We start from the raw sequence: 22,848 nt of genomic DNA, 5'->3' as shown, positions 1-22,848 counted from the left end.
TAATAACAGTAAAAAAGCTAATTTTATGTTTAATTTTCCCAAAATGAAGGTATTACGTTAGAAGAAAATGATGTACAATCTCCGCATGCCTTTTCAACCATGTAGAATCCTGTAGAAGTTAATCCGGGACCATCTCCAAGAAATTCATGTGTTTTAAGCAACTCATAATTATTTTTTTCTATTTCATCAAAGCCAAAGAGTCTGGCATCACAAGTTTTAAAATATTCGGTTGGTTTTTCGGAAGGGAAAAAATCTTTGAAACTAAAAAAGATTCTTTTTTTAGAGACAGAAGCAACTTCAAAAAATCCAACAACTTTTTCCCGGATATCCGATGTCGATTTTATGTTTCCCACAACATATCCAGGCTGATTTGGAGATAATAACTCTCCTGAATCAATCATTTTTTTTGATTTATAATAATAATCATATGCAGATTGGCTTTGTGTAAATTGAAAAACCATAATGCTGTAGCGATTTGTTAACATGTAATCGGTGTCGTTGATGAAACGGACAGGATATTTTACACGATCTTCAGTTAAATTGATCGTATTGGTTTGTCTTATTCCTGTAGAATGCTTGGTGGTGTAACAAACTTTGATGTTTGTATCGACAGGAACTTTTTGGTAGATGTAATGGCCATTTTGTTGTACCAATTTAATACGGTCATCGACCGCATATGGAGTTATTATTTTATAGGTTTCCTCATACTCGTAACGATAATATTTTGAAGTATTTGAAGGGTCAAAACTTTTAACGTTTACTTGAACGCCTCTAGCGCCGTCTTTTTCTGCAATTTCTGTTTCTAGGTCAATAGTGTTTTGTGTTGTTAAAACTTCTGGAGAAGAAATGTATGATTTTCCGGATTTGGTTGTTATTTTTAATTGATAGGTCTTATTTGGTTCAGCTTTAAATTCATTTGCAGAAATATATTTCCCGTTTTTTTCGTCAAAATGAAATGCATTACCATCGCTATCAACAACAATAACGTTAGCTCCAGATTCGGATTTTTTTACTGTATCGTTAAGAAATCTTGTTCTTGAAATGTTTATTTCCTGATATTTTAATTCGTTTGTTATTGTGGCTTCAACAGTCATTGCGTCTTCAAAATCTTGGTTTTGAAAAACATATTGTTCTGTACAGCCCGATAAAATAACACACGAAAAAAAAGCCAGCGTCGTTTTTTTGATGATTGATAAATTCATATTGATGTGATAAATGAATTAAAATTTAATGTTATACGTTATTGTCGGAATTGGAACAGAAAAAATGGATGTTTTATAAGCCTTTATTTTTCTGTCTTCTGTAACAAAATACACATTGTACGGATTATTTCTTCCAAGAACATTATAGACAGAAAGATTCCAGAAACTATGAGCCAGTTTTTTTATTTTGTGATTTCCTTCAAAATTAAGACCTATATCCAGCCTGTAGTAATCTGGAATTCTATATTGATTGCGATTGCTATATAAAGTAAAATCCTCTCCAGCGAAATCATATGACCCAATTGGAAAAGTGACAGGCCTGCCGGTTTGGTAAACAAAATTAGTCGACAAACTATATCGCTTTGTGAATTTATAGTTTAAAATAGCGCTGAAATCATGCGGTTTGTCATAATTCGTAGGGAAGTAATCTCCGTTGTTTATTTTTTCAGAATCAAATCTGCTGTCCAATTTTATTAGCGCTCGGGAATACGTGTAGCTTAGCCAGCCATTAAAATTTCCTTTTTCCTTTTTGATCAAAAATTCAATTCCATAAGCTTTTCCTTCTCCCTGAAGAAGTTCAGTTTCTATGTTTTTGTTCAAAAATAATTCGGCACCAACTTTATAATCCAGAATATTTTTTGAACGTTTATAATAACCTTCTATACTTAGTTCTAATGATTTTTCGATTATATTTTTGAAAAGCCCCAGTGAAAATTGATTAGAAGATTGTGGTTCAGTATTTAAATCTGAAAGCTTCCAGACATCCATCGGAGATTGGGTCGTATTCGTTGACAGTAAATGCATGTATTGATAGGTTCTGTCAAAACTTGCTTTGACGGATAAATCTGGAAGTATAAAATAACGAGCAGAAATTCTAGGTTCAAAACCTCCATAGGTTTTTATAGATTCATTATTTGAATAAGTTTTAGTATTAATAACAGTTCTTTCAGATTTAGGCAGTCCATCCTGATAGATGTTTTGGGTAGAAGGACCAAGTGCAGAATAAAAGGAATAACGCAAACCTAAATTGATTAAAAGTTGGTCATTGACTTTATAATTTTCGGTAAAAAACAAAGCCGATTCTAAAGCTTTTTCCTTCTCTAATGTGGTTTGTTTAATTTGAGAATCACCGCTTGTTGGTTCTAGAAAACCGGGATTAACATTGTAAATTTTGCTGCTTATGCTATAATTAAATAGATGCTTTTCATTCAGAATGTATTTCATTTTAAAAACAAACTGAGTTTCATTTACTTTATAACCATAATCAAATGATTTTTCAGGTTGAGAATCGTAATCGATGTTGAATTTATATTGACTATTAGTGACAATCAATGAAGATTTGTTTTTTGAATTGAAATCATGATCCCATTTTACTGTTGCTAATAGGTTGCTGTATTTGTAAATTGAGTCTGAATTGATGCTGTATTTGTCATGACTATAATATAAAGAGGTTTCCAGATCATCTTTTGTTGAGATTTTATGATTGTACTTCAAAAGCAAATCATAAAAAGAGGCTTGACTATTATCCAGTTCGGGATCTTTAATTGTCTTCAAAATCCAGTCAGAATAACTTGCTCTGCCGCCAAATAATAAGCTTGATTTTCCTTTTACTATCGGAATTTCGAGCGTAACGTTACTCATTACTGGACCAATTCCTGCTTCACCAGAAACTTTTTCGGTATTTCCACTTTTAGATTTAATATCAAAAACCGAAGAAAGACGCCCGCCAAATTCTGCAGGAATGCTTCCTTTGTATATATCGGCCGATTTTGTTGTAAATGGATTTACAGAAGAAAAGAAACCTAAAAAGTGAGATGGATTGTATAGAGAAGCATTGTCTAGTAAAAATAAGTTTTGATCGTCTTTTCCTCCACGAACATTAAAGCCCGCAGATCCTTCTCCCGCCGTTTTTATTCCGGGCAGAGTTGTAGCAACTTTAAAAATGTCTCTTTCGCCTAAAATTAAAGGTACGTTTTTGATGTTTTCGACATTAATACTTGTGAGACCTGCAACTGCTGAAGTTGTATTTTTTGTTCTTTTGTTTTCGATAACAACTTCTTTCAGGGCATTTACATTTTCATCTAAATTAAAATCAACTTTTCCATTGCTGTACAGTACAATTTTTTTAGTCTTTGATTCATGTTTGATAGATTGAGTTTCAATTATGTTGATGCCGGCGGGAACTCTAAAACTATAATAACCATTTTCATCACTTGTTGTACTTATATCTTTGTCCTTTACTTTGACAATAATATTATATTCTGGTTTTCCAGAAACCCGGTCTTTAATATAGCCGGAAAGGGTGTAAGACTGAGATGCGTTTAGTAAAGATTGTTTTCCAAGGGAAATAATTGAATCAGAATCTTTCTTAGAATCATTCAGATATTGCTTATTGTATATTGGAACAATTTGAAAATTTGAAGTTTTGCCGATATTTATGTTATCAGCATTTTTAAAATAATCCTCCGTTATAGCGTTTGATATCAAAAGACCATCGCTTAGAATAATATTGTTTCCATCGATAATATAATTTATGGTTGTATTATTAAAAATAGAATCTAAAATTATTGAAATAGATGTGTTGCTGAATTCGCCTGAAATACGTTCATTGTCAGAGAACCACTGATTCTCAAAGTAGAAGTGAAAAGAAGTGTTTTTTTCGACTATTTCAATAGCTTCTTTTCGTGTTACATTTGAATATTTTATAGAAATGTTTTTTTCTTGCGAAAAAAGAATGATTGGCAGTAAGAAAAATAAATAGAAGATTAAGTGTTTTTTCATTTATATTTAGGAGTAGAGCTTATAAATTGTTATCAATAAATTGTATCAAATCTGCTTTGAACTGATATGGATTTGTGTCCTCCGGAATTTTATTTTTTTTATAATAATCTCTTATTTCTTTTTTTAGTTGAGGAAATGCTGTGAGGATTTCTTTTTGAGTATTTACAGCTGTAAATGTTGAATTATAAAGAAGTTGATAATCGCTGTACTCTTTGAACTCATTATACAAACTAGACTCAATAATAGTTTCTTTAGCCGTTTTAAAGTGCTTTATATATAAGGAGATTTTTTTGCCTAAATATTTTTCTTCAAAAAAACCAGTGATGACTTTTGGGAATTTATATTTATTGTCAATATTGACAAATCGTTTGTCTTCGATTAAAAAATAATCTGTTTTTTCATTTGTGAGGGTTATACCAAATGAGTTGTTGTTTTCAAATGATTTAACAAGTTGGTCTTTGTAGATATCATACTTTATCAGAACGTTTTCGTATAGTTGACTGTCATAAAAAACAGATCCTTTGATAAAGTTTTTATTTGAATAATAATTGTGGCTGTTTTTTAAATTATAAGGATCAATATGAATTTTGCCGTTATTGATGTTTAAAATTTCTTCTCCAATTATTTTGTCAAAATAATTGGAGACTTCTTTTTTTTTATTAGTTTGAGAAAAACTGTTGATTGAAAGTAATAGTAAGATGAAAATTACTGATGAGCAATTTGTGGTTTTCAATGGTAGGTTTTTACAATAGAGTTTGAATTTAAAAGAGACAATAAATAATATTGTTTTAATTCTTGACCTTGCAATACCTTTTTTCATCAATATTTTAGTTTTGTAGTTGTTTTCTATATAAAACTATGTTAATGACAATCCTTTAAAAAATAAATTAAACCAACAACATTGATTTTTAAACCAACAACATTATTTAATCTATAATATGTTTTCTGAAAACGTTGTAGATTAGTATTTTGACCGTTTTATTTTAGGTTGGAAAGTAGATGTAAAAACCGAAAAACCCCAATTCAATTGAATGAATCGGGGTTTCTTATAAATAAACTTTTAATAAGTTAATATGGAAATGTTTTTGTATTTAAAATAATAAATCAACTTGAGAATTTATTCTTTCCATGTAGTAGTCTATTTTTCGGATAGCTCTGTTAAAAAAAAGATTTTGTTCTTTAATGCCAGATTGACCTAAAGGGATTGAATTTAAAATTTGCTGTTTAAAGAACTCATGAACATTTTTACAACTGTCTTCGTTGTCTGTAATGAAATATCCTAAAAGTGTATAAGGAACAAACATGGTTAGTCTTTCTTCAGTTTCTATAAGCATATTGTTGTTTAGTAGTATAAGCTCATTGTAATAAATAGAGAATTTTTTGTTTGGTTCATTGCATTTTACTTTTATCAAATCAATAATCCTTTTTAGGTCGATACAGAGTGCATAGGCGCTTTTTAAACTCAAAAGGCCGGCTTCATAAAAATAGAGGATCTGCTGTAAACTACTGTTTATGGTGGTGTCATTCCATACTTCGTTTACAACAGTGTTTTCATGGATTTTTTTCAGCTTTTGCATGTATTCTGTAAAAGATTCATCAATGACAAAATTTTCAAATGAAACTTTCTTTTGACTTGAATTCAAGAGATTGAGCCATACAAAAGCTTTAAACTTTGATAAAATAGTGCCATCCATAAAATAGAAAAGGGGAATGTCCTTTGCAGAATAAAAAAGTTTTGTTTTCTTATTTTTTGTAAGCGCTTCTATATTTTCAGCCGATGATTTGAAATACTGAAGCATATCTTTTAAGTTTTCTATTTCAATTGTTTTTTCCACAATTACTTTTTCCTTATTTGAAAATAAATTATCCAATGAAATATTGTAATGGCTAGCCAGTTTGATGGTTTCGTCAATAGAAAATTTACTCTTTCCTGAAATTCTTCGGTGTGAGGCATCATAGCTGATCTCTAAAACTCCTGCAATCTCATCTATTAAAGAAACTGATTGCGAGATTTTCTGTCTAATTGCTTTTAAAAATAATTCTTGTGATTTCATTTTTTTTTGCGATAATCACAAATATATAAAAATGTTTTATTGGTTTACGCAAATTGATATGTGATAAATGCAATAGGTTTGCCCTGTAATTTTAAAAAGACAGTTTCATGAAAGCTAAATATTTTAATAAGTTAGAAGAAGAGAAAGTATTTTTTATGGCCTTAAAAGAGAAAGTACATGAAAAACTAAAGGGTAAAAGTATTTCTCACGGAGATGCCAGATTTTGGTTTAAAGGATTGTTTTGGACTTTGATTTGCTATTCTTCCTATTCATTGCTTTTTTTGGATTCTGTGAGTAAAATATATTTTTGGATATTTTATGTGATTTTTCAGTTATCCGGATTGCTTATCGGATTTAGTTTTGGTCACGATGCTTCTCATAATACGGCATTCAAAAATAAAAAGGCAAATTCGGTACTGCATTTTTTTAGTTTTTTAACCGTTGGAATAGACCCATTGCTTTGGGGATTAAGGCATATTCGTTCACATCATTTGTATGCAAATGTTGAAGGAAGCGATATTGACATCGACAAAAATCCATTTTTGAGATTGAGTCCAACGCATCCGTGGAAACCAAAGCATAAATATCAGGCTTATTACGCACCATTTGTTTACATGTTTACCTTGTTGCATTCTGTTTTTATGAGTGACTGGATCTATTTGTTTTCAAACGAATATGATTGGATGAAAAGAGGGGTTTCTAAAGCTGCATTGTATTTTAGATTTTTATTGTATAAAGTATTTTATTTTTCTCTAGTATTGGTTTTTCCATTGTTATATGCTCACTTTTCATTGTCTTTTATTGTTTTAACCTTTCTAACGGCAAGTGCTTTTACTTCGATGGTTTTTATTATAATGCTTGTAGGAACGCATTTCTTTGATGGAGCAGATTATCCACAGCCCGAAGGAGAGTTTTTAGAACATACTTGGGCAGTTCATCAGCTTTATACCAGCTGCGATTGGGATGCTAATAAAAGCTGGGCAAGATTTTTAAGCGGTGGGTCTAATTGTCACGCTGCGCATCATCTTTTCCCGAATATCTGTCATACGAATTATAGTGAAATCAATAATATAATTGAAGAGACTACAAAAGAATACAAACAGCCTTATCATCATAAAACATTATTTGAAATGATGTTTTCTCATTTTAAACATTTACATAAAATGGGAAATCCGAAAGAATAAAATTTAAAAACCCCAATTCAAATAAATGAATTGGGGTTTTTTATGAATAAACCTTTAGTAAACTAAGATCTGATTACTCTTTTTTCTCCTCACGTGGAGGTCTTGGAACAAGTGCTTTTTTAGACACTTTTTCTTTTTTAGTTTTTGGGTCAACTCCTAAGTATTTCACTTGGAAAACATCTCCCATTTTAACTACATCAGCAACGTTTTCAGTACGTTCCCAAGCTAGTTCAGATACGTGAAGCAATACTTCATTTCCTGGTGCAGCAGTGTATTCAACTACAGCTCCAAAATCAAGCATTTTGATTACCTTAACTTCATAAGCTTCTCCCATTTGTGGTTTGAAAGTAATAGAAGCAATTTTTGCTAATACCGCTTCAATTCCAGCAGGATCTGTACCTAAAATTTCGATAACACCTTGCTCATCAACTTCGTTGATTACAATAGTTGTTCCAGTAGCTTTTTGTAATTCCTGAATTACTTTTCCACCAGGTCCAATTAATGCTCCAATAAAGTTTCCAGGAATAGTTCTTGTGATGATTTTTGGCGCATGAGCTTTTACGTCAGCTCTTGGAGCAGCGATTGTCTCAGTTAATTTTCCTAAAATATGCAAACGTCCATCACGAGCTTGAGCTAAAGCTTGCTCCATAATGTCATAACGTAAACCATCAATTTTGATGTCCATTTGACAAGCAGTGATACCATCAGCAGTTCCGGTTACTTTAAAGTCCATATCTCCTAAGTGATCTTCGTCACCTAAAATATCAGACAATACAGCAAATTTCTCTCCGTCAGTAATCAATCCCATAGCAATTCCAGAAACTGGTTTTACCATTTGAACTCCAGCATCCATCAAAGCCATTGTTCCAGCACAAACTGTTGCCATAGAAGAAGAACCGTTAGATTCTAAAACCTCAGAAACAATACGAATTGTGTAAGGACAATCAGCAGGAATCATATTTTTTAATGCTCTTTGAGCTAAGTTACCGTGACCAACTTCTCTTCTTGAAGTTCCTCTTAATGGTTTTGCTTCACCAGTTGAGAAAGGAGGGAAGTTATAGTGTAAGTAGAATTTCTCTTCACCTTGTTCAGACGGAGAATCGATTTGGTTTGCTTCTCTGGAAGTTCCTAAAGTTACAGTTGCCAAAGCTTGAGTTTCTCCACGAGTAAATAAAGATGAACCGTGTACTCTTGGTAAATAATCAGTTTCACACCAAATTGGTCTGATGTCTGTAGTTTTTCTACCATCTAAACGAACACCTAATTCTAATACAACATTACGAACAGCTTCTTTGTTTGTTTTGTAGAAATATTTAGAAACTAAATCACCATCAGCAGCTAATTCTTCTTCAGTAAATAAAGCTTTTACTTCTTCTTTTACTTCAGCAAATGCAGCGCCTCTTTCGTGTTTAGCTGAACCAACTTTTGCAATAGCATAGATTTTATCGTATGCTGCAGCTTTTACTTTTTTGTAAATTTCTTCGTTTTCTTTCTCACCTTCGTAAGTACGAATTTCTTTTTTACCAAAAGCTTCTTGTAAACGGTATTGAGCCTGAATTTGAACTTTGATAGCTTCGTGAGCAAACTTAATAGCTTCGATCATTTCAGCTTCTGAAATTTCTTTCATCTCACCTTCAACCATCGCAACTGAGTCCATAGAAGCTCCAATCATCATATCGATGTCTGATTTTTCTAATTCTTCTCTGCTTGGGTTGATTACTAATTTTCCGTCGATACGTGCAACACGAACTTCAGAAATCAAGTTGTAAAATGGAATATCTGAAACGGCTAATGCTGCAGAAGCAGCTAAACCAGCTAAAGCATCTGGCATAACAGTTTCGTCATGAGACATTAATTGAATCATAACTTGTGTTTCAGCATGGTAATCGTCTGGGAAAAGCGGACGCAAAACACGGTCAACTAATCTCATTGTCAATACTTCGCTGTCGCTTGGACGTGCTTCTCTTTTAAAGAAACCTCCCGGGAAACGACCTGCTGCTGCGAATTTTTCGCGGTAATCTACCGTTAACGGTAAAAAATCAACGCCTGGGTTTGATGTGCGAGCTGAAACTGCTGTTGCAAGAATCATAGTGTCGCCCATTCTAACTACTACAGAACCATCAGCTTGTTTAGCTAAACGTCCTGTCTCGATTGTGATGCTTCTGCCATCACCTAAATCGATCTTTTCTACAAATAATTGTGGAATCATAAATTTTTTCCTTATTGATTATACAATGGGTTTTAGTTGTGTTGTAGTGTTGTTGTGTGTAGTTGTTGTTATCTAAAACCCAATGAAAAACCAAACTTTTTTTCTTGTATTATGCGTGTAATGTAAAAACAAAAAGAGGCACTTTCGCACCTCTTTTCTATATTGATTATTTTCTGATATTCAATACTTTGATAATCTCACGATATCTGTTAATTTCTTTCTTTTTCAAGTAATCTAACAAAGCTCTTCTTTTACCTACTAATAGTACAAGAGAACGCTCAGTGTTGTAATCGTGACGATTTTTTTTCAAGTGTTCAGTTAAGTGAGAAATTCTGTAAGTGAACAATGCAATTTGACCTTCTGCGCTTCCAGTGTTTGTTGCACCACCGTGTTGTGCGAAAATCTCTTCTTTCTTTTCTTTAGTTAAATACATTCCAATATTATTTAATGATTTTTATGTATGTCTTTACAACTTTTGTAAGACGGGTGCAAAATTAAAACTTTTTTTTCGAAAAATAAACTTTATTAGCTCTTTTTTGCAATTGTTATTGGTAATGAATAAAGAACTCGTACAGGAATACCTCGATATATACCTGGATTCCATTTTTTAGCTTCTTTAATAATTTTTATTGCATTCTCGTCTAAACCGTAACCTAGACCTTTTAATATTTTTGGTTCAACCAGATTTCCTTCTTCATCAACGATAAAGGTTAAAAAGATTTTTCCATAAACGGTATTTCTGGCTTCAACAGGAATATTCATTGATTTTCCAACATAGCTATAAAAAGAGTTTATGCCTTTTTTTGGAGCAGGCTGTTGGCGTATTTCGGTGTAGGGATGCTCAATGTTTAAAGAGTCTTTAGTGATGCCTGAAACTAATTTTCCATTTTCATAATTTTCAGAAAAACTTAATTTCTTTTTGAAATGTTTTCCTGTCCAGATTCCGTCAGGCTGACCATTTTTTAGTTTTCCGCTTTCTTCGCTATATTCGTCTTTGTATGTATAATCTCCATTGCCATCTATAACCGTATGCTCTTTTTGAGTATTCCAGAAATTATTGATTTTGTAATCTGTTGTTTTATCTTTTAATTCAAAGTATTCAAATTCCGATTTTATATCTCCGTTTTCATACCAATTGAATTCTCTTCCTGTCTTTTTGTTATTTACATAAGTTACAGTTGATTTCTTTTTGCCATTTTCATAATAGCTGATAAATTGTCCATCACGTTTTAAGATATCTTTATCTAATGTATGACCGATGGCTTTCAGTTTTTCAGATTTATAGTAATCTTTAAAAACATAAGATTTCTCATCAGAATAATACTTTTCAATAAGTCTTATATAATGATAATTGTCTGCTGTAGTTTCTGCCCAGGTCGAATCCAGATAAATTATTTTATTTGCTGGTAAGGCATTTTGCGAAACTAGTTTAGTCGAAATGAAAAGAAAAAATAATACGCGTAAAATAGCTTTCATGTTAGGTTTGTTAATGAAAAAGCTAAAGTAGTATTTTTAATACAAGCAAACAAGGATTCAGCGTTAGCTTAAAGTAATCTTTGCTTTTGATTTTAATTGCTATTTTAATTTTGGATTTTTTTTCAAAGCGTATTTTTCTGTTAAAGAAGAATATGTAGTTTTTACATTGTTTTGATCTATGCTTTCTCCAGAGATTAAAATTCCTTTATCGTAATTATCAATGAAAGTAATTTTTTGAGCATTATCATTTCCTTTCCAAATACCCTGTTTTAAACCATTTTTCAGGGTTCCTTTTTGAATTATGAATTTGTCAGTTTCTTCAAAATCTCCTTCACCATCAACGACGGTCTGATTTTTATCTTCATCCCAAGCATTAAGTATTAAAGTCTGAACACTTTTAGTTTTTGGGTTCCAGATATTCTGTTTTTCGGATTTTTTACTTTGGTTTTCATACCAGTTAATCTCTTTGCCTTCTTTATGATCCTGAGAATAATTTACCACAGATTCTTTTGCGCCGTTTTTATAGTAACAAATAAATTCTCCGTCCTTTTTTAGAACATCTTTGTCTAAAGTTGTGCCGGTCATTTTCTTTCTTCCGTTTTTGTAAAAATCGGTTACAACGTAGCGAACGCTTTTTTGGGAATAATTGGTGATTACTCTCGTGTAAGTATGTTTTTCAGGCGTACATTCATTATTTAACGAGTCCAAAAAGATTTTTTTTGAGACCATGTTAATTTGCGCGAAGAGATTAACTGAGAATATAAGAAGCAGAAAAATGAAGATGTTTCTTTTCATTCAGTTCTATTTTTTACCTAAAAATAGTTCTTCTAGAATAATTTAGCAACTTCTTGATTTACAAATTCTAAAAATCTTTCGTCTGCTTTAGTAAACGGATCAATAACGTGGCTGTCAATGTCGATTTGGCCAATGTTTACTCCATCAACAAATAATGGCACCACAATTTCTGATTTTACAGTAAAACTGCAGGCAATATAATTGTCTTGTGCGGCAACATCCGGAACGACAAAATTAGCATTGCTTTCTGCTACCTGACCGCAAATTCCTTTTCCAAACGGGATAACAGTATGATCTGTTTCGGCACCAACATAAGGTCCTAAATGAAGTGTTTTGTTTTCGTGATTGGCAAAATAAAAACCAACCCAGTTGTAGTATTCTACATTTTCGTTTAACAATTGACAGATTGCTAATAATTTTTCGTCTCTAACTATTTTTGTATCAGCAACAATAGCGCTTATTTTTGGTTGTAATTCTTGAAAAGTCATGATAAATAAATTTTATACAAAAGTATTTAAAGCCGGAGTTAAAAAATATATAAATTTGAAAAAAAAATCCGTTGAAAAAATATTTAATACAATTTAAACCTTTTCTGATTTTTATAGGCACTTTTTTCTTCGCTTATATTTTACTGACGATAATCTATAAATACTATCTGAACAGTTTTGATTCATTGGAAATTGACGGAATTTCAAAAATTGTTGGGCGAAATGTAGAACAGTTAATGCATTTTTTTAATTCTGATATTAGTATTGTAAAAAGTCTTTCTCAGCCTTCTTTAGAGGTTTGGTATAATAAACGATTTACGATCAGAATAGTAGAAGGCTGCAATGCGATCAGCGTTATTATATTGTTTGTTTCGTTTGTGATTGCTTTTTCAGGAAAATTCAAAACGACTTTGCTTTTTATTTTATTTGGATCTCTTTTTATTTATGTTTTAAATGTTCTCCGAATTGCTTTTTTAACGGTTTTACTTTTTAAATTTCCTGAGAATGAACACTTTTTGCACGGCGTTCTTTTTCCGTTGATTATTTACGGATTGGTTTTTCTTTTATGGGTGATTTGGGTGAATAAATTTTCGAAATATGCTAAGTAATTTACTGGAACATAAATTCAAAATCTTGCTTGCGGTTTGTGTAGTGATGTGTTTTGGTATCATTCGGGCATTTGAAAATAATCTTTTCTATGATCCTTTTTTAGAATATTTTGAGACCGATTTTAAAAATTTGCCTTATCCGGAAGTCAATATTCTGAAACTTTTTTTCGGACTTATCTTGAGGTATTTTTTAAATACAATTTTGTCTTTAGCCTTGATTTATGTGCTTTTTAGAAATGCTGACATTTTTAAGTTTAGTATTTTTTTATACGCATTTTTTCTGGTCATTCTGTTTATTGCCTTTTTTGTTATTTTGGATTATTTTCCAAATGCAAATTGGCTTCTTTTCTATGTCCGAAGATTTATAATTCAGCCCATATTTGTACTGCTTTTTATTCCCGCATTTTATTATCAGCAGCAAAATTTGAAAAAATAACAAATCATTAAATCTTTTTTCGGTCTTTTTAAATAATTTTGCAATATGAATTTAAAAAAGTGCACAGGATTATTTTTAGCTTTCCTATTGTTGGTTTCCAACATTGGGTTTGCTTTTGATGTGCATTATTGCGGAGGCGAAATCGCTTCTGTTTCTCTAAATACAACGTCGAACGCTGCTCCAGAAAAGAAATGCTGTGGAGATAATGAAAAGAAATCTTCTTGCTGTAAAGACAAAGTCGTTCATTTCGAAAAGAAATCAGATAATGCTACTGTCAAAATATTCTTTTTTCAGCTTGATTTTCCAGCTGTAATTCAGGAATATAAAACAATTGCTTTTTTAGCTGTTCCAAATTTTAAAAGCAATCAGATCACTTCGTATTATGCTGATGCTAATGCGCCGCCTTTATTTAAATTATACAATCAATACATTTTTTATTCCTGATTTTAATGTTTAGAATCAAGCCAATTTTTTGCGCTTGAAATTTGCTGTTTTTTCTAAAAGAAGAATTAGAAACAGCTTTTCTAATAACATTAAAATCATTTATATGCACAAAAATATAATGCTTTTGGGCATGATTTTGCTCTCTGTTACTGCCTTTTCGCAGGAAGATTTGCAGGAAGTAAAAGTCACCAAAAAGCAAAAGGGAATTAAAAAATCCTATACACTTACATCCAATACAACTGTTATTACAAGTAAAGAATTGCTAAAAGCGGCATGCTGTAATTTGGCAGAAAGCTTTGAAACGAATCCATCTATTGATGTCAATTTTTCAGATGCTTTAACGGGAACCAAGCAAATAAAAATGCTAGGTTTAACAAGTCCGTATTTGATGATTACCGAAGAAAATATTCCTTCAGTTCGTGGAGCTTCCCAAGCTTACGGATTGTCTTTTACGCCCGGAACATGGATTGAAAGTGTTCAGATTACAAAAGGAGCGGGGAGTGTTATTAATGGTTATGAAAGTATTTCGGGGCAGATTAATACCGAACTTTTAAAGCCCTTGAGCGATATTCCATTTTTCTTAAATGCTTATGGTTCTACAGATGCGCGTTTTGAATTGAATACACATTTCAATAAAAAACTATCTGATAAGTGGGCGACAAGCTTGTTTGTTCATGGAAATACTCGTGTCGCAAAAAACGATATGAATAATGACGGATTTTTAGATAATCCGTTAGGAAAACAAATCAATATTTTAAATCGCTATCAATATTATGATCCTGAAAGCGGTTTGGTAAGTTTTATCAATTTCAGATATATGAATGATAAGAAACAAACGGGAGAAGTTGATTTTGATAAAGATATTGACCGCGGAACTACAAATCACTGGGGTTCAGAAATCAACACAGAACGTTTTGATGTATCAACTAAGATCGGTTATGTTTTTAAAGATATGCCTTATCAAAGTATTGGTTTTCAAAATGCTTTTAATAGTCATAATCAAAATTCTTATTTCGGTTTGAATTTATATGATATTAAGCAGAATAGCTTTTATTCGAATTTGATTTTCAATTCGATTATCAATAATACAAAACATAAATTTACAACCGGATTGAATTTTACATACGATCAATATCAGGAATTTGTGAATGTAAATGATTACAGCCGAATTGATAATTCGGTTGGAGCATTCTTTGAGTATACTTATGATAATACGGATAATTTTAGTTTGATTTTAGGTGGAAGAGTTGATAATCATAATCGATTGGGCTTTTTTGTGACGCCTCGTCTGCATATGAGATATAATCCCTGGAAAAATGGAGTAATTCGTTTTTCTGCTGGAAGAGGAAAACGTTCAGCTAATATTTTTGCCGAGAATCAACAACTTTTTGCTAGTTCCAGAACATTTTCAATTTTGGATACAAACGGAAAAATCTACGGATTAAATCCAGAAATTGCGTGGAATTACGGAATCAGCTTTTCGCAAAAGTTTAGACTTTTTAATAAAAATGCCGAAGCTGGATTTGATTTCTACAGAACTGATTTTCAGAATCAGGCCGTTGTCGATTTAATGCAAAGTCCGCAAGATGTTTTGTTTTATAATTTAAAAGGAAGTTCATTTGCAAATAGTTTTCAACTAGAGTTTAATTATGAGCTTATTCATAATTTGAATTTAAGAACAGCTTATAAATATTATGATATTCAAACCGATTATTTGAGAGGAACTTTTCAGCGCCCGTTGCAGGCCAAACACCGTTTCCTGGGGAATCTGGAATATGAAACGACTTCAGATAATGGAAAACAATGGAAGTTTGATTATACGTTCAACTGGACAGGAAATCAACAATTGCCTTATACTGCATCAAATCCGACAGAAGATCAGTTTCCTGATTTTTCTCCAGCGTATGCTGTTATGAATGCACAGGTTACAAGAGTTTTTTCTGATGTTTTTGAAGTCTATATTGGCGGAGAGAATATCGGAAATTATAAACAGCAAAAAGCGATTTTAGGCGCTGATGATCCATTTGGACCAAATTTTGATGCTTCTGTTGCGTATTCTCCAATTTTTGGACAAATGTATTACGCAGGATTACGATTTAAAATAAAATAATTTCAATAACAATATCAAATTTAAAATAAAATGAAAAAAATAATTTTAATAGCAATAATTGGGTTTTTAGGTTTTTCGGCGCAAGCCCAAACTAAAAAGAATAAGAATTTAAAATACACAACAGAAGTTAACGGAAACTGTGAGCAATGTAAGAAACGTATTGAAAAAGCAGCTTTCAGTGTGCCTGGTGTAAAAACTGCAACTTGGGACATTACGTCGCATCAGCTTGCTGTGATTTTGAATGAAGAAAAATCATCGCCAGCCGATTTAAATAATGCTATTGCTAAAGTAGGCCATGACACTAAAGAGGTTAAAGCTACTCAGGCTGATTATGATAATTTGCATAGCTGTTGCAAGTATGTAAGAGAATAATAATATTTGAAGCCTCAAGTTTTTTCTTGAGGCTTTTTTTATAGTTAATTAATCTTTAAAATACCGCATTTTATTGTGGTTGAAGTAAATTATTGTTACTTTCACCATCTTAAAATAAGTATAACCAAACCATTTTTATGAATAATTTTGATTGGACACAATTAGTTAACCCTGAATTTTATATCACTTTAAGCATCGGCGGTTTTCAAATTGGTTTATACATAGTGCTGTTTATTGTTTTTGCAGAAACCGGACTCTTTGCTGGTTTTTTCCTTCCTGGTGACAGTTTACTTTTTTTATCAGGGATTTACAGCCGTGACTTAATCGAAAATGTTATTTCTATTCCAAGTGATTTTGTAAATGTGTTCATTCTCTCAACCTTAGTCGCTATTATGGGAGTTTTAGGAAATATGACCGGATATTGGTTTGGAGCAAAAAGTGGTTATTATCTGTTTAAAAAAGAAGATACATTTTGGTTCAAGAAAAAATACTTATTACAATCTAAAGACTTTTTTGAAAAATATGGTGGGAAGGCTATTATTTATGCTCGTTTCCTTCCAATCTTTAGAACTTTTGCACCAATTATTGCAGGAATAGTTTCAATGGATAAAAAGAAATTTATGTTCTATAATATCTTAAGTTCATTTTTATGGTCTTTCATCTTGATCTTTTCCGGACATTATTTATACGGAGTATTTTTAGAACATGGAATTGATTTAAAAGAACACATTGAAGTTATTGTAATAGGAATAATAATTGTTTCAACATTCCCAGTTTTCTTAAAGCTTATTAAAAAGAGAACAAGTCATCAAGAAAAAATATAAACATAAAAAAGTCCGAAGTTTTAAAGCTTCGGACTTTTTTTATTTAGATTATTCTGGAGATATTTTTGAAGAAAAATTATCTTTTGGATTTACTATAATTATGTTTCTCAATATTAATATTCGAAAATAACAGTTCAGTGTATTTTGGAATTTAAATATTCAAATTTTAAAAAACCTACCATTCATTTACTTTGTTGGCATCCATTTTTAAGAAGATAAACAACAAAATTGTGAAGCCCCAGAGTCCGGAGCCACCATATGAAAAGAAGGGCAAAGGAACTCCAATAGTTGGGAAAATACCGATAACCATAGCAATGTTTACAAAAAAGTGAATGAATAAGATTCCTGCGACACAGTAACCATAAACACGGCTAAATTTAGTTTTTTGTCTTTCTGCTAAATAAATTACTCTTAAAAATAAACCGACAAAAAGTGCGATCACAACTAATGAGCCTACAAAACCCCATTCTTCACCAACGGTTGTAAAAATATAATCGGTATGTTGTTCAGGTACAAATCCTCCTTTGGTTTGTGTGCCTTGTAAAAAACCTTTTCCAAGCCATCCACCTGATCCAATAGCAATTTCAGATTGGTTAGTGTTATAACCAATACCTTTCATATCGACTGTTTTTCCAAGTAAAATATTAAAACGGTCTCTGTGATGTTGTTTGAAAACATGGTCAAATACATAGTCAACAGAGAAAACAAAAGCAGAAATAATAGCCAAAAGTATACTACTCATTAATAAATTCCTGTCCACAACTCGGCCTTTGAAATGTATAATTGCTAGAACAACCGCAGCTATAATAATAACTACATAAGGTTCAAGAATAAGTGTTAATACAAATAATAAAATAGTAATAAAACCGGTCCATACATACCAAGAAGGTAAACCTTCTCTGTATAAAACAATAATAAAAATACTGTAAATTAAAGCACTTCCAGGATCAGGCTGAGGTAAAATCAGCAAGACAGGCAAAAATACAATAGCAAGCGCCTGTATCTGCCTATTGACATCCTTGAGGTTGATTTGTGTGTCGCTCAGATATTTTGCCAGCGCTAATGACGTGGCTGCTTTTGCAAATTCTGAAGGTTGTAAAGTAAAACTTCCTATAGCATACCAGCATCGTTGTCCGGCAATTGTTTTTCCAAAAAGAAACAATCCGGCAAGAGATAATAGTGCAACTCCAAATATTATACTAGCATATTTCTCATAGAATTTTCCGTCAACAAAAAGCACCACAAAAATTAATGGCACTGTACAGCCAATAAAAATAAGCTGTTTTTGATACGTTCCTTCTGTAGATAGTAATGAAGACGAATAAATATTCAACCACCCTAATATTACTAACGTGATGTAGATAAAAACACTTATCCAGTCAATATTATTTTTTACACTTTGATTTTTCATTTGAAATAATCTTTCTTAGTTTTCTTTAGTGGTATCGGTTGCTATTTTCTTCATTTCTGTTTTAGGAACACCTGGCTTAGGAGTAACTATTTTAGCTTTTAAAATCGAATCTTTTGGTGTAGATTCAATTGCGCTTGCTTCACTTATTCCGCCTAATTTAGCATATTCAGCAACCAGACTTTTATTCAAAACACGAACTTCTAAATCAGTTCTTGTAATCTTCTTTCTTAAATATTTTTCAATCATCAAACTTGCAATTGGTCCGGCAACTGTTGCACCAAAACCTCCGTTTTCAATCATAATTGCAATAGCGATTTTTGGATTGTCTTTTGGAGCAAATGCCACAAAAATAGAGTGGTCTTTTAGTTTTGTTCGTACTCCGTTGATTTTTGCAAAATTCTCAGCTGTACCTGTTTTTCCGCAGATATCAATACCTTCAACTCTAAGAGCATAAGCCGTTCCTTTGTTGTAAACGTCAAATAAACCATTTATAACCGGAGGGAAATACTTTTTATCAATCGTAGTTTCGTGTTTAGTTGTAAATTTTGCATCTATTTTTTTACCCTCGATTTTTTTAATAATGTGAGGAGTGTAATAATAACCTTGATTTGCAACAGTCGCCATCATATTCGCTAATTGAATAGGGGTCATTAAAACTTCACCTTGACCAATAGCATTAGATACAATTGTGGTGCTTCTCCAGCCACCATTTGGGTATATTTTTTTGTAAGTTTTAGAAGTTGGAATATTTCCTTTTCTTCCCGTTGGCAAATCATATCCCATAAATTGGCCAAGACCAAAACTTTTCACGTGCCCGCTCCAAACATCAACTGCGTACCCGGGATTCTTGTATTTGTTAATCGTTAGCATGTAAGATTGTGCAAAATAAGTATTACAAGAATTGTAAATCCCGTTATTTAATTGATGAGGTCCAAAGCCGTGACACTTCATAAAGCGCCCTCGTCCGTAGCTAAAACCGTGATGACACATAAAAGTCGTATGCTCATCAATAACTCCTTCTTGAAGCGCAACCAGTCCAGTTAAAATTTTAAATGGCGATCCTGGCGGATATTCTGCTAAAAGCCCTCTGTCGTATAAAGGTTTTGCTATTGAATCGTGATATAAAAGTGTATAATTCTTGGATTTTTGTCTTCCTACTAAAATTCCAGGGTCGAAAGATGGAGCGGTCACTAATGCTAGAATTTCACCGGTTTTAGGCTCAATAGCAACAATTCCACCTCTTTTATTGATCATTAACTCTTGGCCATACTTTTGAAGTTCGCCATCAATAGTTAAATTGATATCTTCTCCGGCAACAGCAATTGTATCGTATTTTCCGTCTTTATACGAACCAATTTCTCGGTTGTATTTGTCTTTCTGAATGTATTTTACACCTTTTATACCGCGCAAAACTTCTTCGTAGCTTTGTTCAACACCTTGCTGTCCAATTAAATCTCCACTATTATAATATGGATTTTTTTTAATTAAGTTTTCATTTACCTGAGTGATAAAACCAAATATATTGGCGCCATAATCTACTTCGTAATCACGAAGTGAACGTTTTTGGAAATAGAAACCTTCAAATTTTCTGATTTTTTCTTGAAAAGCAGCAAATTCATTTTTATTTAATTGAGCCAAAAATACAGAAGGAAGACGAGGACTATATACTTTAGCCTTCGCAATTCTTTTGTCGTATTCTTCTTTTGTGATGTTTAGTAAAGAACAAAACTCCGTAACATTCAAATCTTCTTTGATATCGCGCGGAATAACCATGATATCATAAGAAGCCTGATTGGCAACTAAAAGTTTACCATTTCTATCGTAAATGTAACCTCTCTCGGGATAATCGTACTGTTTTTTTATTGCGTTGTTTTCTGATTTTAGCTTAAATGAATCGTCTACAATTTGCAAATAAAATACCCTGATCACCAGTAAAGATCCTGCAATAATAATTAAAGCGGGCAGCAGAACTTTTCTCATCGTTTATTGGGCTTAATAAGATAAATGATTATGATTGAGGTTATAATTGTAAAAATTGAGCTAAACAGCGTTCGGAGTAAAATATCCCAAATGAATTTGAATTGGAACGCTTCGAGCACAAACAATACGATATGATGCAGCAAAACTGATACCAAAATAAATGAAAACCGTTCTGGCGTTAAGGATTCGTTTAATTTGATGGTTTGATATTCATAACTCAGTCCAAATGAAAATTTAAAAATATAAGGCCTGTAGTAAGCAAGAATTACGCATGATGTTGCATGAATTCCTCCTGAATTACAAAACATATCCATTGTTAATCCGAGTAAAAAACTCGAAATAATCAATCCTGATTTATTACTGTTTACAGGATAAAGAATGATATACAGAATATACGGAAAAGGACTTATGTATCCTAAAAAATTCATATTGTTGAAAATAACAATCTGAATTGCCAGTAACATAATAAATCGAAAAATATTGACTAACAATGCGCTATTCATCTTTTTCCTTTTTTTCTAAATTAATAAGTTCTTCTCTGTCTTTGCTTTTGATAATGTAAACATGCCCAAGGTTTGTCATATCGTTAAATAACTTAACTTTTATAACATAAAAACTGGTTTGTTCCTCTTTGTAAACGGTTTCAACAGTTCCAATGTTGATTCCTTCAGGGAAAATTACAGATTGCCCTCCTGTTACGATAGTATCGCCTTTTCTAACAGAAGCTAATCTTGGAACATCTTTCAGCTGGACAAAACCGGTACTTTTTCCGTCCCATGTTAAAGAACCAAAGTGATTTGATTTTTTAAGTTTGGCGTTGATCTGTGATTTCATGTTCAAAATACTAACCACAGTTGAATATCTAGGTGAGGTGTTATCGATTACTCCAACAATCCCTAAACTGTTTATCACTCCCATATCTGGTTTTACACCTTCATTGGATCCAGAATTTAAAGTAAGAAAGTTTTCGTGTGTACTGTATGTATTGTGAATCACTTTTGATACAATAATGTCAGCAGGTTTTACTCCTTTAATTGTATCAGGTAAAGGCAATTTTGTGGTGTCTTCTTTATTGAATAAAAGACTTTTTAATCTTGCATTTTCGAGTACAAGCTCTTCATTTTCAGCTCTTAAATTCAAATATTCGTCTATGCGATTAATTCTTTCATAAACACCTCCGCTCAAAAAGTTGGCAGAGCTGATTATTTTGCTTCTATGGTAAGAATGTGATTGAATTGTGAGCGTCAACGAAATACCTAAAAGCAGCAAAAACAGCAATCGATTACTGTTTCTTATAATGAAATTAAATATTTGCTGCATTTCTTGTCTGGTTATTTTGTTTCAGGATATGCTTAAAGTTTCAAAATTTTATTAGAGTTAAATGTTTGAATTTAACTCTAATAAAAAGTATAATTATTTGTTTTGAATCTTATTTTATTAAGATGCTTTTGAATTTTGCAATGTTTTTAAGTGCCATTCCAGTACCGCGAACAACAGCTCTCAACGGATCTTCAGCAATATAAACTGGTAAATCAGTTTTTTGAGAAATACGTTTGTCAAGACCTCTTAACATAGATCCTCCACCAGCTAAATAAATACCGGTATTGTAAATATCAGCCGCTAATTCAGGAGGAGTTTGAGATAATGTTTCCATTACTGCATCCTCGATACGCTGAATAGATTTGTCTAATGCTTTTGCGATTTCACGGTAAGAAACATCAACTTGTTTTGGTTTACCAGTAAGTAAATCTCTACCTTGAACTGACATATCTTCTGGCGGTCCGTCTAAATCTTCGATAGCCGCTCCGATTTGAATTTTAATTTTTTCAGCAGTACTTTCTCCAACAAATAAGTTGTGCTGTGTACGCATGTAATAAACGATATCATTTGTGAAAACGTCACCTGCAATTTTTACAGATTTGTCGCAAACAATTCCACCTAAAGCGATAACTGCAATTTCAGTTGTACCACCTCCGATATCTACAATCATGTTTCCTTTTGGTTGCATAATGTCAATACCAATACCGATTGCTGCTGCCATTGGCTCGTGAATTAAATAAACTTCTTTTCCGTTTACTCTTTCACAAGATTCTTTTACTGCACGCATTTCAACCTCAGTAATTCCAGACGGAATACATACAACCATTCTTAAAGCTGGTGTAAACATTCTTTTTTTCAATGCAGGAATACTCTTAATGAACATATTGATCATTTTTTCAGAAGCATCAAAATCAGCAATTACTCCATCTTTCAATGGCCTTATGGTCTTGATGTTTTCATGCGTTTTACCTTGCATCATATTGGCTTCTTTACCAACAGCGATGATTTTGCCTGATACTCTGTCGCGTGCTACGATAGAGGGGCTGTCAATAACAACTTTATCATTATGAATGATTAAAGTGTTTGCGGTACCAAGGTCTATTGCAATATCCTCAGTCATGAAATCAAAAAATCCCATAAGTTTTTTAGGGGTT

21 protein-coding genes are annotated in these 22,848 nt (G+C 32.2%); 7 read left to right on the top strand and 14 right to left on the bottom strand.

All coding sequences use genetic code 11. The features are described 5' to 3' along the window. Nucleotides 1-29: 29 nt before the first annotated feature. From GQ47_RS04890 to GQ47_RS04875, 4 genes are all read right to left on the bottom strand, one after another. Nucleotides 30-1,202, bottom strand: a complete 1,173-nt coding sequence (locus GQ47_RS04890) for a DUF4249 domain-containing protein (protein ID WP_035645727.1) — start codon at nucleotides 1,200-1,202, stop codon at nucleotides 30-32. An 18-nt stretch (nucleotides 1,203-1,220) separates the two neighbouring features. Further along, a complete protein-coding gene (locus tag GQ47_RS04885; RefSeq protein ID WP_035645726.1) occupies nucleotides 1,221-3,983 on the bottom strand; it encodes a TonB-dependent receptor in 2,763 nt (920 codons plus the stop codon). 19 nt (nucleotides 3,984-4,002) lie between these two features. Beyond that, the gene (locus tag GQ47_RS04880) at nucleotides 4,003-4,716 is read right to left on the bottom strand and encodes a hypothetical protein (protein ID WP_152560990.1); all 714 of its coding nucleotides are present in this window, start codon (nucleotides 4,714-4,716) and stop codon (nucleotides 4,003-4,005) included. Nucleotides 4,717-5,074: 358 nt separating this feature from the next. Then, the gene (locus tag GQ47_RS04875) at nucleotides 5,075-6,037 is read right to left on the bottom strand and encodes a helix-turn-helix domain-containing protein (RefSeq protein WP_035645723.1); all 963 of its coding nucleotides are present in this window, start codon (nucleotides 6,035-6,037) and stop codon (nucleotides 5,075-5,077) included. Between the two features lie 107 nt (nucleotides 6,038-6,144). Between GQ47_RS04875 and GQ47_RS04870 the strand changes: the two genes are divergently transcribed. After that, a complete protein-coding gene (locus GQ47_RS04870; protein WP_035645720.1) occupies nucleotides 6,145-7,221 on the top strand; it encodes a fatty acid desaturase family protein in 1,077 nt (358 codons plus the stop codon). A 73-nt stretch (nucleotides 7,222-7,294) separates the two neighbouring features. Here the strand turns inward: GQ47_RS04870 and GQ47_RS04865 are convergent, their stop codons facing one another. The 5 genes from GQ47_RS04865 to GQ47_RS04845 all read right to left on the bottom strand — a co-directional run bounded on the left by GQ47_RS04865 (nucleotide 7,295) and on the right by GQ47_RS04845 (nucleotide 12,189). After that, nucleotides 7,295-9,430, bottom strand: a complete 2,136-nt coding sequence (locus GQ47_RS04865) for a polyribonucleotide nucleotidyltransferase (protein ID WP_035645717.1) — start codon at nucleotides 9,428-9,430, stop codon at nucleotides 7,295-7,297. A 166-nt stretch (nucleotides 9,431-9,596) separates the two neighbouring features. Then, a complete protein-coding gene (gene rpsO, locus GQ47_RS04860; protein WP_007804772.1) occupies nucleotides 9,597-9,863 on the bottom strand; it encodes a 30S ribosomal protein S15 in 267 nt (88 codons plus the stop codon). Nucleotides 9,864-9,955: 92 nt separating this feature from the next. Then, a complete protein-coding gene (locus GQ47_RS04855) occupies nucleotides 9,956-10,906 on the bottom strand; it encodes an energy transducer TonB (RefSeq protein WP_035645716.1) in 951 nt (316 codons plus the stop codon). A 99-nt stretch (nucleotides 10,907-11,005) separates the two neighbouring features. Beyond that, entirely contained in the window at nucleotides 11,006-11,614 is a 609-nt protein-coding gene (locus tag GQ47_RS04850; RefSeq protein ID WP_238567946.1) for a toxin-antitoxin system YwqK family antitoxin, read from the bottom strand. 119 nt (nucleotides 11,615-11,733) lie between these two features. Beyond that, the gene (locus tag GQ47_RS04845; RefSeq protein WP_035645710.1) at nucleotides 11,734-12,189 is read right to left on the bottom strand and encodes a GAF domain-containing protein; all 456 of its coding nucleotides are present in this window, start codon (nucleotides 12,187-12,189) and stop codon (nucleotides 11,734-11,736) included. A gap of 71 nt (nucleotides 12,190-12,260) precedes the next feature. Here GQ47_RS04845 and xrtF point away from each other — a divergent pair, with 71 nt between their 5' ends. The 6 genes from xrtF to GQ47_RS04815 all read left to right on the top strand — a co-directional run bounded on the left by xrtF (nucleotide 12,261) and on the right by GQ47_RS04815 (nucleotide 16,983). Then, nucleotides 12,261-12,797 carry an exosortase family protein XrtF gene (xrtF, locus tag GQ47_RS04840; RefSeq protein WP_035645707.1) on the top strand — a complete coding sequence of 179 codons (537 nt, stop codon included), beginning with the start codon at nucleotides 12,261-12,263 and terminating at the stop codon, nucleotides 12,795-12,797. Further along, a complete protein-coding gene (locus GQ47_RS04835) occupies nucleotides 12,787-13,233 on the top strand; it encodes an exosortase F system-associated membrane protein (RefSeq protein ID WP_035645704.1) in 447 nt (148 codons plus the stop codon). The genes xrtF and GQ47_RS04835 overlap by 11 nt, the downstream gene beginning before the upstream one ends. Nucleotides 13,234-13,278: 45 nt before the next feature. Beyond that, complete coding sequence (locus tag GQ47_RS04830) at nucleotides 13,279-13,677, top strand: HYC_CC_PP family protein (RefSeq protein WP_035645701.1); 399 nt, start codon at nucleotides 13,279-13,281, stop codon at nucleotides 13,675-13,677. A gap of 103 nt (nucleotides 13,678-13,780) precedes the next feature. Further along, nucleotides 13,781-15,787: a TonB-dependent receptor plug domain-containing protein gene (locus GQ47_RS04825; RefSeq protein WP_035646813.1), complete on the top strand. Its 2,007-nt coding sequence runs from the start codon at nucleotides 13,781-13,783 to the stop codon at nucleotides 15,785-15,787. 30 nt (nucleotides 15,788-15,817) lie between these two features. Further along, nucleotides 15,818-16,159 (top strand): heavy-metal-associated domain-containing protein, encoded by a 342-nt coding sequence (locus GQ47_RS04820; protein ID WP_035645699.1) that lies wholly within the window; start codon nucleotides 15,818-15,820, stop codon nucleotides 16,157-16,159. A 137-nt stretch (nucleotides 16,160-16,296) separates the two neighbouring features. Then, complete coding sequence (locus GQ47_RS04815; RefSeq protein ID WP_035645697.1) at nucleotides 16,297-16,983, top strand: DedA family protein; 687 nt, start codon at nucleotides 16,297-16,299, stop codon at nucleotides 16,981-16,983. Between the two features lie 175 nt (nucleotides 16,984-17,158). Here the strand turns inward: GQ47_RS04815 and rodA are convergent, their stop codons facing one another. The 5 genes from rodA to GQ47_RS04790 all read right to left on the bottom strand — a co-directional run bounded on the left by rodA (nucleotide 17,159) and on the right by GQ47_RS04790 (nucleotide 22,832). After that, entirely contained in the window at nucleotides 17,159-18,394 is a 1,236-nt protein-coding gene (rodA, locus tag GQ47_RS04810) for a rod shape-determining protein RodA (RefSeq protein WP_035645694.1), read from the bottom strand. 15 nt (nucleotides 18,395-18,409) lie between these two features. After that, the gene (gene mrdA / locus GQ47_RS04805; protein ID WP_035645691.1) at nucleotides 18,410-20,374 is read right to left on the bottom strand and encodes a penicillin-binding protein 2; all 1,965 of its coding nucleotides are present in this window, start codon (nucleotides 20,372-20,374) and stop codon (nucleotides 18,410-18,412) included. After that, on the bottom strand, nucleotides 20,371-20,877 hold the full coding sequence (locus GQ47_RS04800) for a hypothetical protein (protein ID WP_035645688.1): 507 nt from the start codon (nucleotides 20,875-20,877) through the stop codon (nucleotides 20,371-20,373). The genes mrdA and GQ47_RS04800 overlap by 4 nt, the downstream gene beginning before the upstream one ends. After that, a complete protein-coding gene (gene mreC, locus GQ47_RS04795; RefSeq protein ID WP_035645686.1) occupies nucleotides 20,870-21,694 on the bottom strand; it encodes a rod shape-determining protein MreC in 825 nt (274 codons plus the stop codon). The genes GQ47_RS04800 and mreC overlap by 8 nt, the downstream gene beginning before the upstream one ends. A 109-nt stretch (nucleotides 21,695-21,803) precedes the next feature. Further along, nucleotides 21,804-22,832, bottom strand: a complete 1,029-nt coding sequence (locus GQ47_RS04790) for a rod shape-determining protein (RefSeq protein ID WP_008466528.1) — start codon at nucleotides 22,830-22,832, stop codon at nucleotides 21,804-21,806. Nucleotides 22,833-22,848 lie beyond the last annotated feature (16 nt).

The organism is Flavobacterium sp. ASV13 (assembly GCF_000745775.1).
GTDB lineage: Bacteria > Bacteroidota > Bacteroidia > Flavobacteriales > Flavobacteriaceae > Flavobacterium.
Note: the sequence above shows the minus strand (reverse complement) of the source record. Positions and strands in the feature narration are given on the sequence as shown.

Excerpts from the sequence above, each read along its gene's own strand:
- GQ47_RS04890 (WP_035645727.1), bottom strand. The coding sequence starts at position 1,202 with ATGAATTTATCAATCATCAAAAAAACGACGCTGGCTTTTTTTTCGTGT.
- GQ47_RS04885 (WP_035645726.1), bottom strand. The coding sequence starts at position 3,983 with ATGAAAAAACACTTAATCTTCTATTTATTTTTCTTACTGCCAATCATT.
- GQ47_RS04875 (WP_035645723.1), bottom strand. The coding sequence starts at position 6,037 with ATGAAATCACAAGAATTATTTTTAAAAGCAATTAGACAGAAAATCTCG.
- GQ47_RS04870 (WP_035645720.1), top strand. The coding sequence starts at position 6,145 with ATGAAAGCTAAATATTTTAATAAGTTAGAAGAAGAGAAAGTATTTTTT.
- GQ47_RS04865 (WP_035645717.1), bottom strand. The coding sequence starts at position 9,430 with ATGATTCCACAATTATTTGTAGAAAAGATCGATTTAGGTGATGGCAGA.
- rpsO (WP_007804772.1), bottom strand. The coding sequence starts at position 9,863 with ATGTATTTAACTAAAGAAAAGAAAGAAGAGATTTTCGCACAACACGGT.
- GQ47_RS04855 (WP_035645716.1), bottom strand. The coding sequence starts at position 10,906 with ATGAAAGCTATTTTACGCGTATTATTTTTTCTTTTCATTTCGACTAAA.
- GQ47_RS04845 (WP_035645710.1), bottom strand. The coding sequence starts at position 12,189 with ATGACTTTTCAAGAATTACAACCAAAAATAAGCGCTATTGTTGCTGAT.
- GQ47_RS04835 (WP_035645704.1), top strand. The coding sequence starts at position 12,787 with ATGCTAAGTAATTTACTGGAACATAAATTCAAAATCTTGCTTGCGGTT.
- GQ47_RS04830 (WP_035645701.1), top strand. The coding sequence starts at position 13,279 with ATGAATTTAAAAAAGTGCACAGGATTATTTTTAGCTTTCCTATTGTTG.
- GQ47_RS04825 (WP_035646813.1), top strand. The coding sequence starts at position 13,781 with ATGCACAAAAATATAATGCTTTTGGGCATGATTTTGCTCTCTGTTACT.
- GQ47_RS04820 (WP_035645699.1), top strand. The coding sequence starts at position 15,818 with ATGAAAAAAATAATTTTAATAGCAATAATTGGGTTTTTAGGTTTTTCG.
- GQ47_RS04815 (WP_035645697.1), top strand. The coding sequence starts at position 16,297 with ATGAATAATTTTGATTGGACACAATTAGTTAACCCTGAATTTTATATC.
- rodA (WP_035645694.1), bottom strand. The coding sequence starts at position 18,394 with ATGAAAAATCAAAGTGTAAAAAATAATATTGACTGGATAAGTGTTTTT.
- mrdA (WP_035645691.1), bottom strand. The coding sequence starts at position 20,374 with ATGAGAAAAGTTCTGCTGCCCGCTTTAATTATTATTGCAGGATCTTTA.
- GQ47_RS04800 (WP_035645688.1), bottom strand. The coding sequence starts at position 20,877 with ATGAATAGCGCATTGTTAGTCAATATTTTTCGATTTATTATGTTACTG.
- mreC (WP_035645686.1), bottom strand. The coding sequence starts at position 21,694 with ATGCAGCAAATATTTAATTTCATTATAAGAAACAGTAATCGATTGCTG.
- GQ47_RS04790 (WP_008466528.1), bottom strand. The coding sequence starts at position 22,832 with ATGGGATTTTTTGATTTCATGACTGAGGATATTGCAATAGACCTTGGT.